13 protein-coding genes are annotated in these 12,997 nt (G+C 35.7%); 1 reads left to right on the plus strand and 12 read right to left on the minus strand.

All coding sequences use genetic code 11. The features are described 5' to 3' along the window. Entirely contained in the window at positions 1–630 is a 630-nt protein-coding gene (locus tag ACX9TM_RS21545; RefSeq protein ID WP_000871224.1) for an MBL fold metallo-hydrolase, read from the minus strand. Positions 631–800: 170 nt separating this feature from the next. Between ACX9TM_RS21545 and ACX9TM_RS21550 the strand changes: the two genes are divergently transcribed. Further along, positions 801–974 carry a DUF2759 domain-containing protein gene (locus ACX9TM_RS21550; protein WP_000524852.1) on the plus strand — a complete coding sequence of 58 codons (174 nt, stop codon included), beginning with the start codon at positions 801–803 and terminating at the stop codon, positions 972–974. Positions 975–1,054: 80 nt separating this feature from the next. Here the strand turns inward: ACX9TM_RS21550 and glcK are convergent, their stop codons facing one another. From glcK to ACX9TM_RS21605, 11 genes are all read right to left on the minus strand, one after another. Then, positions 1,055–2,038, minus strand: a complete 984-nt coding sequence (gene glcK, locus ACX9TM_RS21555) for a glucokinase (protein ID WP_000391701.1) — start codon at positions 2,036–2,038, stop codon at positions 1,055–1,057. A gap of 19 nt (positions 2,039–2,057) precedes the next feature. Beyond that, on the minus strand, positions 2,058–2,258 hold the full coding sequence (locus tag ACX9TM_RS21560; protein WP_000253699.1) for a YqgQ family protein: 201 nt from the start codon (positions 2,256–2,258) through the stop codon (positions 2,058–2,060). 103 nt (positions 2,259–2,361) lie between these two features. Continuing rightward, a complete protein-coding gene (locus ACX9TM_RS21565) occupies positions 2,362–2,940 on the minus strand; it encodes a 5-formyltetrahydrofolate cyclo-ligase (RefSeq protein WP_000642750.1) in 579 nt (192 codons plus the stop codon). A gap of 104 nt (positions 2,941–3,044) precedes the next feature. Then, positions 3,045–3,194: a 50S ribosomal protein L33 gene (gene rpmG, locus ACX9TM_RS21570; protein WP_001265616.1), complete on the minus strand. Its 150-nt coding sequence runs from the start codon at positions 3,192–3,194 to the stop codon at positions 3,045–3,047. A 69-nt stretch (positions 3,195–3,263) separates the two neighbouring features. Continuing rightward, a complete protein-coding gene (locus ACX9TM_RS21575; RefSeq protein WP_000679337.1) occupies positions 3,264–5,618 on the minus strand; it encodes a sugar phosphate nucleotidyltransferase in 2,355 nt (784 codons plus the stop codon). Positions 5,619–5,958: 340 nt separating this feature from the next. After that, positions 5,959–6,615: a phosphate signaling complex protein PhoU gene (gene phoU / locus ACX9TM_RS21580; RefSeq protein WP_000251240.1), complete on the minus strand. Its 657-nt coding sequence runs from the start codon at positions 6,613–6,615 to the stop codon at positions 5,959–5,961. Between the two features lie 291 nt (positions 6,616–6,906). Then, entirely contained in the window at positions 6,907–7,722 is an 816-nt protein-coding gene (gene pstB, locus ACX9TM_RS21585) for a phosphate ABC transporter ATP-binding protein (RefSeq protein ID WP_000226686.1), read from the minus strand. A 28-nt stretch (positions 7,723–7,750) separates the two neighbouring features. Continuing rightward, positions 7,751–8,617, minus strand: coding sequence for a phosphate ABC transporter permease PstA (gene pstA, locus ACX9TM_RS21590; protein WP_065382011.1), 867 nt, complete (start codon positions 8,615–8,617; stop codon positions 7,751–7,753). Position 8,618: 1 nt separating this feature from the next. Then, positions 8,619–9,569 carry a phosphate ABC transporter permease subunit PstC gene (gene pstC / locus ACX9TM_RS21595; RefSeq protein WP_000940918.1) on the minus strand — a complete coding sequence of 317 codons (951 nt, stop codon included), beginning with the start codon at positions 9,567–9,569 and terminating at the stop codon, positions 8,619–8,621. 27 nt (positions 9,570–9,596) lie between these two features. Next, on the minus strand, positions 9,597–10,514 hold the full coding sequence (locus ACX9TM_RS21600) for a PstS family phosphate ABC transporter substrate-binding protein (RefSeq protein WP_065382012.1): 918 nt from the start codon (positions 10,512–10,514) through the stop codon (positions 9,597–9,599). A gap of 332 nt (positions 10,515–10,846) precedes the next feature. Then, a complete protein-coding gene (locus ACX9TM_RS21605; RefSeq protein ID WP_000038987.1) occupies positions 10,847–12,976 on the minus strand; it encodes a peptidoglycan D,D-transpeptidase FtsI family protein in 2,130 nt (709 codons plus the stop codon). Between the last annotated feature and the right edge of the window lie 21 nt (positions 12,977–12,997).

Consider the following 12,997-nt stretch of genomic DNA (forward strand, 5'->3'; position numbering starts at 1 on the left):
TTATTGTAAAAACGGATTATTTTCTTTTTCAAAGCCAATGCTTGTTTCTGGACCATGTCCACATAACACCGCTGTTTCATCTGGTAATACAAATAATTTCTCTTCAATACTTCCAATTAATTCAGCAAAACTTCCACCAGGCAAATCTGTTCTTCCAATGCTCATTTGGAACAATACATCTCCTGAGAATACAGCATTCGCTTCTTTACTATAATAAGAAATACTTCCTGGAGAATGTCCTGGTGTCTCAAAAATTTCAAAATTAAATAATCCAATTGTTAATGTACCTTCTGCATCAATAATATGATCCGCTGGTTTTGCTGTAATACTGCGGTTCATCATAAAAATTTGAGAGCCGTTTACAGTTGCATCTCCTAACCAATCTGCTTCTTCTTTATGTACGTACACAGGAATATGAAAAGCGTCTCTTACGGCATCAACAGCACCGATATGATCAAAGTGAGCATGTGTTAATAAAACAGCCAATGGTTTTAATTGTTCTTCTTGTAAATATGTAACGAGCTTTTCACCTTCATGACCAGGGTCAAAGATAATGCACTCTTTTTGATCGTTCATTAAAATATAAGCATTTGTTTGTAATGGGCCTAACGGCATTTGTATCCATTTCATATGAAAATCTCCTCCAGTTATTAAACTTACTTTTAATGATACAACATTTCTTTCTCTGAGGAAAAGAAAGGATGCTATCTCGACAATCATTTTTAAAACATGTACAATATAAAAGAGTAAATATTCCAAAAACTCATAATAAGAAATGGGTAGACAGAGGAGGATATTGTATGGGCCTTGTTATTATTTTTACACTTGTCACTCTGTTAGCTGTATTTGCTACGCTTAGAACACTTCGTGAAAAAAACTTTTTCGCGAGCGGCTTTGCAATTGCAACTGTACTCGTTTTCGGATGGTTTACGATCATGACTGTTCTATATAACGGGTATCCACCAGCAGCTTAATTCGTTTACACTTTATTCTTCATCGAGATTTTACACAAAAAGAGGAAGGGTTCCCCCTTCCTCTTTTCATATTTCACAACTTATATCATCTTCGCTTCGTATTTGTGCTTTTTTACAAGCCAAGCTCCTCCGATAACACCTGCATCATTACCAAGTGTTGCAATAGCTAACTTCGTGCTCTTTACAGCACGTGAGAAAGCGTATTGCTCGAAATAGCGTTGAATTGGCTCTAATAGCGCATCTCCAGCTTTAGACACGCCTCCACCAATAACAATTTTCTCTGGGTTCAATGTACTAGAAAGGTTCGCTACAGCTAATCCTAAATAAGAAGCTACTTTTTCTACTACTTCACCTGCTAATTCATCACCTTGTCCAAGTGCTTCAAAGACATCTTTTGATGTAATACGTCCTTCTTCAGCTAACATAGAGCGCAACATGCTCTCTTTATTAGTCTCTTGTATTTTTTGCATAGCAACACGTACAATACCTGTCGCAGATGCTACTGTTTCTAAGCAACCAGACTTCCCGCAATTACATGGGAAAGCATTTTCTGTAACGACTGTAATATGTCCAATCTCACCAGCAGCACCACTCACGCCGTGTACAATCTCACCATTGGCGATTACACCACCACCAACGCCCGTACCAAGTGTCATACAGATTAAATCTTTTGCACCTTCACCAGCACCTTTCCACATTTCACCAAGCGCTGCTAAGTTTGCATCATTATCAATAACAACAGGTAATCCTGTTTCTACTTCTAATAAATCTTTTAGCGGATAGTTTTTCCATCCTAAATTAACCGCTTCATAAATCATTCCAGACGCCACATGTACAGGACCAGGAGCTCCCATACCAATACCAATTAATTTGCTCTTCAATTCGCCTAATTCTTCTAGCTTTTTATCAATTGCTTTCGCAACATCAAGTGTAATATGTTTTCCTTGCTCACCTGTATTCGTAGGGATTTCCCACTTATGTAAAATTTCACCGTATACATTAATAAATGCTAATTTAATCGTTGTACCACCAAGGTCAACACCAACTAACCATTTCTCTTCCATGTTGCTTACCTACCTTTATCTAATTCTTATTTAGCTCTTTTTGAATTTCTTGCTTCAATAAAAATAAAGCTGTTTGATAGTCTTGTGGATCGATTAGCTGTGATTGATTTAATTCACGCAATTCATCTTGCATTAATTGTAAATCTGCAATTCGATCTCCCGTATAAATAATCGTACCAAATTTCTTTAGCAATTGCTGAATATCATAAATAGATACCATTTCATCACCCTCTATGCTCACTTACTATAAAAAATTATAATAAGAAAACGTTCACATATTTTATTATAATCAAGAAGAAAAAGTCTCGTCAATTTTTATTTGTCTATACAAGCTTATTTATAAGCAGTGTTCCTTTTTCTGTAATAATTTTTTCTATGTTTTTATCAAATGGCTCTACTGGAATGTGTTTTACCATTTGAAAATCATACGCTAATGACAGCGTTTTCCCTTTATAATGCACGAGATAACGATCATAATAGCCACCGCCGTACCCAATTCGCTCTCCTCGTTCTGTATAAGCTACGCCTGGGACAATTTGAAGATCAATTTCATCCATATTCACTTCTTCCGTAAGCCCGGGAATCGGTTCTCGTAAATTCATATACACCGTTTCTAATTGATCAAAATTATTAATTTGCCGGAAGGACATCGTTCTAGTTCCTTTATTACACTTAGGAACTACAACTTTCTTTCCTTCTTCCCAAGCTTTTTCGATAATAGGATATGTATTCACTTCATTTTCCATTGAAAGAGTAATTCCAATTGTTTTAGCTTCAACCCACTCTTTTTGCGCATACAACGAAAATGCAATCTGTTCTGATAAAGTTGTATACTGTTCTTCTGATAAAGAATTCATGTGTTCTATTATTTGTTTACGTAAACGTACTTTCTCTGCTTTCACACATTCTCCCCCTTACAGTGACACTTTACTCTATGCTGATAGTGTATCACTTTTAACATAGGAATCGAATAAAAAAAGAAACAGTAGGAAAATATTCCTACTGCTTACTTTGTTTCACGGTGTAACGTAGACTTCTTGTCACGCTTGCAATACTTTTTAAGCTCGATACGCTCAGCGTTGTTACGTTTATTTTTCTTTGAGATATAGTTACGATCTCCGCATTCTGTACATGCTAGAGTAATATTCACACGCATTCTTATTTCCCTCCAGTACTAATAACTTAAATCAGACTATACTATAATACCACTTTTAAAATAAAAATTCTACACCTTTTGATATTGTCTAATTTTTTCTATAAGATTTTTCATATTTTCCCTTGCTATTACTGGGTTTCTAGCATGTGAATACACCAAAAATTTTGGTTGTTTTGTGTCAGAAACGATATAAGACCACTCTTTTTCAGTATATTTGAACTGTACTCCTTCAAATATACCTTCTCCCTTCCTTTCTATATCATCCAATAATTTCCTCATAATTTCCCCTTTTTCATTCCATGAACATACCACTTCATCATAAAGTAAATAGAGCGGAGGTGATTGCTCTACTATGCTGAGAAACGTTTTTCCTTGCAATGCTATTAGCTCGAATAATTTTCCAATCCGATATAAAATATCTCGCTTCCACCTTACTTGAAACGACTTTCTTTCATCCTGCGTATAAAATAGAAGATAACATTCTCCTAACTTCAAAGACATTGGGTAAATATTTCCTGTCGATTCGAGTAAGAAATCTGGAATATCTACCTCTTCCAAATCTGTACCTTGGTAAATATTACTATGTTTATCGTATAACTCGAAATGATTTCCTTGCTCAGAAAACATAAGAGCCATATTCGCTTTACTTGATTTCATCAAAGCTTTCACATGATCTTTTTGTTCGCTTGCATAAATCCATGTAACTGTACAACCAAGTCTTTGCAGAAAGAGCATGAGTAAATGTTGCAACGTATCATTTCTCTTATTAATAAGAAGATGAAACTTCTGCATCTGTATTTTCTCGATATCAATATGCTCCAATATAACTTCTATATACTCATTCATAGAAACATGAACGAGCTTATTTCGCCCCATCTCTTTCTCATGCACGTAATAAAACAATTCGGACATATATACTTGTTCTATCTCTTTTTGCTGCTTATACGTTAACGGCATGCCAGCTTGACCATACAACTTTATAACAATCTCATTCTCATTCTCCACTTGAATGAAAACCCCACCTGCACATTGCAAATGATGAACACTATATTGAAAAAGTGACTCGTTCATTTCTTTACATTCCATCGTATGAATCCCTATACCATGAATAGCATGTAAAAATAAATTTTTATAAGAGGTTGTTTCTATATTTTCTTGACTTCCAATTAATATACTTTCTCCTTTTTTAAAAAGAGAACCATACGCCATCGCAATCTTCACGATAAACTGGGGAGTAATTTCAACATTCCCTCTTCCTACAATGCGGCTTTTTTGTAACCACCCTGCACTCATTTCACTCTCTTGAATACCAGCCGCTCCTACTATCGAATGACTATCAATCGCCTTATAAGGCCATAGTTTTCCTTTTTGCTTAATTACCGTACTTCTTCCGATGTGACAGTGATCCGCTACAACACTTTTTTGAAACAGTGTAACATCATCTTCAACTATTGTACGCTCTCCTATTGTCGTTTCTAATAGTTCACAATACTTCCCAATGTGGGTATTTGCAAAAACAATACTTTTTTGAAGATGAGAATAATTTGAAACGATACTATTTTTCCCAATAATAGAATATGGCTCAATTACAGCTCCTGTACCAATCTTTGCTCCTTCTCCAATAAAAGAGGGGCCATGAATTTTCGTCCCTTTACCAATCGTCACCCCTTCTCCCATCCATACCATCGGTAATACTTCTGTATAAGGAATAGGTACTTGTAACTTTTTCGTTAACAAATCAAATTGTGCTTGTCGATATTGATTAAATGTGCCGATATCTAACCAATAACCTTCTGACAAATATGCGAATAACACATTTTTGTTTGCCAATAACGGAAACACATCATGACTGAAATCAAAAAATTGCCTAGGCGGTATGTAAGAAAAGATTTCTGGCTCCATAATATATATGCCTGTATTCACAACATTAGATACTACCTCATTCCAGCCCGGCTTTTCTATATATCGTGTAACCTCCTGGTCTTTATTCATTACAACCAATCCAAATGAGAGTGGATTTTCTACTTCTTTCACAAACATTGTTACCATTCTTTTCTTTTGTTCATGAAACCTAATTCCTTCTGATAATTGAAAGTCAGTTAATGCATCCCCGCTTATCACAACAAATGTTTCATCTAAAAATTGTTCTGCTTGTTTAATACTCCCTGCTGTGCCAAGCGGAGGAGAGTCTTCAAAATAATACAAGTTAACTCCCCATTTACTACCGTCACCAAAATATTGCTTAATGGTCGTACTCATATATTGAACAGTAATTGCAATTTCACGAATACCATGCTGGCGTAATAACTCAATATTATATTCTAAAACTGGTTTTTCTAATAATGGTAACATCGGCTTTGGAGTATTACATGTTAATGGTCTAAGGCGCCTTCCTTTTCCTCCAGCTAAAATAACCCCCTTCATATACTTCAGCCTCCACTTATATAATGTTCAGTAACTCCATATACCATATGTATATTCCCTATCCCACATGAACTAGCAGCATAAACTTGATTAGTTAAACACATCCTCATTTAGAAGACTATATAATTAAATTTCTAACCTATAAAAACGTACATTTCAAACAACAAGAAAGCGCTTACTATAAATTGGTAAATAATACTTATTAACGACAAACATATATACTAATTTTTCCATTACATTATGATACATCTTATCATCATAAACTAAAGGAAACAACGAGCTTTTTTTGTCATGTTTTGACTAAAAAAAGCAGGTGATTTCTCATCACCTGCTTTTTTTCCTACTCATTCAATAAATAATGCTTTCCTTTTACTAAATAAAAGACATTTTCAGCAATATTTGTAATATGATCTGCTACACGCTCAATATATCTCGCGACAAATGATAATTGTGTAATTTGCGTAATTGCTTCTGGTTGTTCCGGAACTGAAGATATAAACTCACGAATTGCTTTTCCATATATTTCATCAACGGAATCATCCATTTCAGCAATTTGTTTCGCAAAAGTTAAATTTTCTTGTTCATATGCTTCTAACGCTAAATGCAACATCTCATTTGCAACCGCAAACATTTCATCTAGGTTGTGCAAACTAACAGCCACTTCTTTTTCCCCAAGACGAATTGTAGCCTTTGCAATATTAACAGCATGATCTGCAATGCGCTCTAAATCTGTCGCTGTTTTAATTGAAATAAAAATCCTTCTTAAGTCACTTGCTACAGGTTGCTGCTTCGTAATGAGCATAAGCGCAAGATCGTTTATTTCCTCTTCTAAATTATCCATGCGGTAATCACCATCAATGACCTCTAACGCTTTCTCTACATCCCTTGTATGCAGACCTTCCATAGCAATCAATAAAGCCGCATTTGCTAATTCTCCAAGCTCAATCACCTTTTGCTGTAACGCTTTTAAATCACCTTGAAACTGTTCTCTTACCATTTTTCTTCCCCCTCAATATTATGTGCCATTATATAAAAGTGAAACTTTAATCACCCCTCATCAATCGGGATTTGATAGGCAGCAAGATCCCCTCCCTAACTTCTTTGCTTTCGCTAAATTTTAAGGTGGGGGTCTTACTGCCCGCAAATAGCGGGGTAAATCTCCTACATAGCCGCTTACGCTTGTAATAAAACTTAAGATAAGGAGAAGTATTACTTCTTTATTAACAGTAAGATAAAATAAGAAATGCCCTCTGTTAAGAGGGCATTTGCTCTTAGCTTTGAAACGATATCAACCAAAGCGACCTGTAATATAATCTTCTGTACGCTTATCTGAAGGAGTCGTAAATAATTTGTTTGTATCTGTATACTCCACAACTTCCCCGCTTAAGAAGAAAGCTGTTTTGTCTGAAATACGCGCTGCTTGTTGCATATTATGCGTTACGATAACAATACTAAAATCTTTCTTTAGCTCTTGAATTAATTCTTCTACTTTTAATGTTGAAATTGGGTCTAATGCCGATGTTGGCTCATCCATTAAAATAACGTCTGGCTCAATAGCTAAGCAGCGTGCGATGCATAGACGCTGTTGCTGTCCACCAGATAAACCGTATGCATTATCGTGCAAACGATCTTTTAACTCATCCCAAATCGCTGCTCCACGTAAACTTTTTTCAACAATTTCATCTAATGTCTTTTTGTCACGAATACCATGGATTTTTGGACCGTATGTTACATTCTCATAAATAGATTTTGGAAATGGATTTGGCTTTTGGAACACCATTCCTACATGCGTTCTTAATTCTTCAACTGGATATGATTTATCAAATATATTGCGTTCTCTATACTCAATTACACCTGTAGTTCGAACGATCGGTACTAACTCTACCATGCGATTTAATGTTTTTAAGTACGTTGATTTACCACAGCCACTTGGACCGATAATGGCTGTAACTTCATTCTCATGAATACTTAAATTAATATCTTTTAAAGCATGGTCTTCCCCGTACCATAAATTTAAGTTTTTCGTATCAAATACTACCTTCTTTGGCGCAGTCTCGATTTTCTCTTCGTTTTTCACCTGTACATTTACTACTGTTGCTACCATTTGAATTCCCCTTTCATCCACTTCCAACTTATTTTCGATTTCGTAACCATAAAACAAATATATTGATAAATAGCAACAAACCTAACAAAACAATCATCCCAGCTGCTGCTACATACTGAAATTCTTCTTGTGGCCTACTCATCCAATTAAAAATTTGAATTGGTAGAACTGTAAATCTATCAAACATACTAAATGGAACATAATTTGCAAACGCAAGTGCCCCAATAACTAATAGTGGTGCAGCCTCTCCAATTGCTCTTGATATCGCTAACGTACAGCCCGTTATAATCCCTGGGAAAGCATATGGCAATACAATTTGATACATCGTTTGCCACTTCGTAGCACCTAATCCGTAAGAACCCTCTAATAAAACACTTGGTACTGATCGAATTGCTTCTTGACTCGCCACAACAACTGTTGGTAAAACGAGTAGACTCATCGTCAATGCTGCTGCAACTATACTCTCTCCTAAATGAAGAGCATATACAAAAATAGTTAAACCAAGCAATCCAAATACAACGGATGGTACTCCTGCTAACGTTTGATTATTAATCTCTATTATTTTTTTAAATATAGATTCCTTCGCATATTGCTCTAAATAAAGTGCTGTTCCAACTCCAAATATAAAAGAAACAGGTATAACAATACTCATAAATAATATTGTCCCTGACAAAGCTGCAGCAATACCAGCTTCTTTCGGATTACGTGAAGCGAAATTTGTAAAGAAATCTATTGAAAGATACCTTATACCTTTTTCAACAATTTGAAACAGTAACAAAAACAAAATTACGATTGAAAATAAAATTGCTATATAAAATAACAATTTGTAAATTCGATCTTTTAAAAAGCGTGATGCCATATTTTTTTGTATTTTTTTATGATTCAACATTCGCATATTATGTCATCCTCCTAAAACGGCGCATAATTGACTGCGAAATGATGTTCATAATAAAGGTAAACAAAAATAACGTTGCGCCTACAGCATACATGCTGTAATACGTAATCGTTCCATGCGGAGCATCACCTAAACTTACTTGCACAATATAGGCTGTTAACGTTTGAATAGAATGTGTCGGATCAAGCGATACATTTGGTGTGGATCCTGCTGCAATTACAACGATCATCGTTTCACCAATTGCACGAGAAGCTGCTAATATAATTGCTGCCATAATCCCTGTAAAAGCGGACGGAAACACCACTTGTTTTACCATTTCAAACCGCGTCGCTCCGAGTGCTAATGAAGCTTCTTTCGTCCCTTTCGCCACAGCTCTCATCGCGTCTTCAGATAGAGATGCAATTGTAGGCATCATCATAAATCCGATAACGATTCCTGGACTAATCGCATTAAAAAACTGTAAATCTGGTATAATCCTTTGTAAAAGCGGTGTAACAACTGTTAATGCAAAAAAACCATATACAATTGTCGGGATACCTGCTAATAGCTCTAACATCGGCTTTAATATTTTCCGTGCACTATTTGAAGCATATTCGCTTAAAAATACGGCACACGCTAAACCGATAGGAATTGCTACAAACATAGCAATTGCTGTTACAAGGAACGTTCCACATATAAGTGGTAATATACCGAATTTAGGATCTTCAAAAAATGGTAACCATTCTTTCTCCGTTAAAAAGGAGTATAATGATATTTTTTGAAAAAACATGATTGTTTCATTAGAGAGCGTAAAAACAATTCCAAGTGTCGTCACAATAGAAACACTAGCAATTATTTTTAGTAATAAAGGCACTATTCGATTGATTCGCTGCGTTTTTTTTCTTTGTTTTGTATTTCTTTCAATCAAATGTTGTACAGAAAATGTAATTTGACTTTTGTCATTATGAGCCAAAGATGAAAACCCCTTTCCACCCTGACATTACCTTTTTATTTCTGTTAACATACGCAGCTGTTCATTGTATTTTTCTTTTCTTAATTTTACATATCCGACCTCTTCAGCGAGGTTACCGACATGCTGAATCATAAACTCAACATAGTTTGCTACATTCATTTTATTTCGGATAGATGCATTATTCACATAAGTAAGTAGCGGCCTAGATAACGGCTTATACTTACCTGATTGAATGGTCTCTTTCGTCGGAAATACACCATTTACTTTTATTGCTTTCACCTTATCTCGATTAGCCATATAATAAGCATATCCTACAAAAGCAATGGCATGTTTATCATTCATTACCCCTTGTATAATAACTTGATCATCTTCAGACAAAGAGACTTTTTTTACAATGCGATGATTTTGTAAGATGACATTTTGAAAATAATCATACGTACCAGAGTCTACGCCTGGTGCATAAAACTTCACTTGTTCACGTGGCCATGTTGAATGAATTTGTGACCATCGCTTCTCTCTTCCATCTTCACTCCAAAGTAGTCGTAACTCGTCTACTGACATATCGTCTACCCATGTATTATGGCGATTCACAACAATCGTAAGACCGTCGTTAGCAACCTCAAAAGGTGTGAACTGAATAGAGTTTTTCTTCATTTCATTTTTCTCGACTTGTTTCATTACTCTCGAAGCATTATTTATATCTACTTCTCCTTTACTGAAACGATTAAATCCTCCCCCAGTTCCAGAAATACTGATGGAAATTTTCACGTCTGGATGCACCTTTGTATATTCCTCCGCTACTGCTTCTATAATAGGAAAAACCGTTGAGGATCCATCAACTCTCACTTCTCCAGTATCATTTAAAGCAAATGCAGTAGACATTTCACAACAGAGGAACCATATTGATAATACGAAAACTTTAATCGGTGTACGCATCCATTTCACGTGTTCTTCCTCCTAGAAGTAACCGGAAATAACAGGATTACAGATATAAGAATACTGCTAAACTATTAATTCGGTTTTAATTGTTTGTAAAAGTTTTGTAAAGTTCCACAAAAATCAACATACGGTACAATTTTAATTCAGTAGTAGCTATTCATTTCCTCTGATGATTTCCCTATAAAATATTTATCCCCTATCCCACCATATACAAGTATCATTTATACGGCCGCGTTTTTTTCAATGTTGTATACTTGTCCACATTTATTACACGATATGCATAAACCATAAAAAAAAGCACACTATCTTTTCAGATAGTGTGCTTTTTTACAACTTTTTTATTCATCATCTTGCTCTTTATTTTTATTGTCTTTATCATCTTTTGGAGCTTCACCATTTACTTCTTTGTTTTTCAAATCAAAGTAAGCGTCCATAATTTCACGACCAATATATCCATTAATACCAGTCTTATCATCATGTACCCACGGAACGACAACAGAGAATGCTACTTCTGGATCTTCAAGTGGCGCATAACCTACTAATGTTAAGTTATATGTTTCCACACGTTCACCGTTTGCCTTTCTACCAATCTCTTTATCTCCGCCATACACAGTTTGCGCGGTACCTGTCTTCCCTGCCGCTTTATATTTTGCACCTGTAAAGTATTTTGTAGCTGTACCACCTGAATCATTATACACTTGTCTAAATCCTTCTTGAACACGTTTAATTTGCGATTCTGGCATATCAACACGATTTAATACTTTCGGTTCCATAGATTGAACAACTTTCCCAACTTCATCCGGTTTCACTGCCGGTTGACGAATTTCTTTTACAACTTGTGGTTGCATACGATATCCGCCATTGGCAATCGTCGAAATATATTGCGCTAATTGAAGCGGTGTATACGTATCATACTGTCCAATTGATAAATCTAGTAAGAAACCTGGTTGACTACTTCTACCCATCTGACCAGCAGATTCATTCGGTAAATCAATTCCTGTTTTTACACCAAGTCCAAACTGTCCAAAATAATAACGCATCGTATCAAATGCTTTTTGAGGTATATCTAACGTACCACCTCTCACATACTGAACACCGGCGATATTCATCGCTGTTTTAAACATATAAACGTTAGAAGACATTTTTAAAGCTGTCAGGTCATTAATGTATCCCATCGTTTTCCAAGACGACTTCGTAGGTGTACCTTTTAATTTAATTGGTTCATCCAATTGTACTGCCCCTGGTTGAATCGCACCAGTTTGATATCCAGTAAGTACTGTTGCACCTTTTACAGTTGATCCCATCGGATAAGAACTTGTCATGGTACCTAATGCAAAGTCATTTACTTTCGTTTGGCCATCTTCGTTAACTAATTGTTTCCCCGCCATAGATAAAACTTCACCATTTTTTGGGTTCATCATTACAACGAATGCGCGATCTAAAAGAGGTTCGCTTCCTTTAAACCTCATTAAATTCTTCGCAAGAATATCTTCCACGCGCTTTTGTAATTCCATATCAATTGTTAAGTTCAAGTCATTACCGCTTTGTCCTTTTGATACATTAATCGTTTCTAAAATATTACCGTTTTTATCTGTAACATTTCTAACTTCTGCTTTCGTACCGTGCAGACTATCTTCATACTGTTGTTCAAGATAACTTTTCCCTACTCGGTCATTTCGGTTATAATCACGAACAAGATAGTAATCTAGTCTTTCTCTCGGTAAACCTTCGTCAGAAGTTGTTACACCACCAAGTACACTTCGGAACAAATCACCATCATATGCATATTTTCGTTCCCAATCAACACTTGTATCTACTCCCGGTAATTGCGCTAAATTTTCACTAATAATCGCATATTCTTCATCTGTTGCATTTTTCTTAAGAACTTGAGGTGTCATTGCATATCCGCCATCCATCTTACTCTTAATCGCTAGTATTTCTAGATCTTTTGCGGATAATTGATTAATCTCTTCTTCTGTTACACGACTTCGCTGGCGCTCGTCTAATTCTTTATCATCAATTTTTTTATCTTTAAACTCTTGACGATCTTTATTCGTAATTTTTTCTTTAGCTTCCTCTTTATGCATAGCAAGCCAATAATCTTTTTTATCGCGATCCGTTAATTTATCTGTCGGTACTTCAATCAAATCTGCTAGCTTTTTCGCTGTTTCTAAGCGATCTTCTGCAGTTGATCCTTTCATTTTTGTAAATGTAATAGTACGAATGGCTGCATTATCTACTACAGGTCGCCCATAACGGTCAAATATTTTCCCACGCGGTACAGGATTACTTATCGTTGAGTTTTCTTTCTTCTCCACTTCATTCTTATATTCTTCACCGCGAACAATTTGTACATATCCGAGCCTTACAATAACCGCGGAGAACATTAAAAACACGCAGAAAAACAGCACGTTTAACCGAAAAGGAACGTGGGTCTTTTTCTTATTTTGCTTCTGCTTCTTGCTCATACAAACCCCCTCTACCAACAG

The organism is Bacillus sp. LH1 (genome assembly GCF_057924895.1).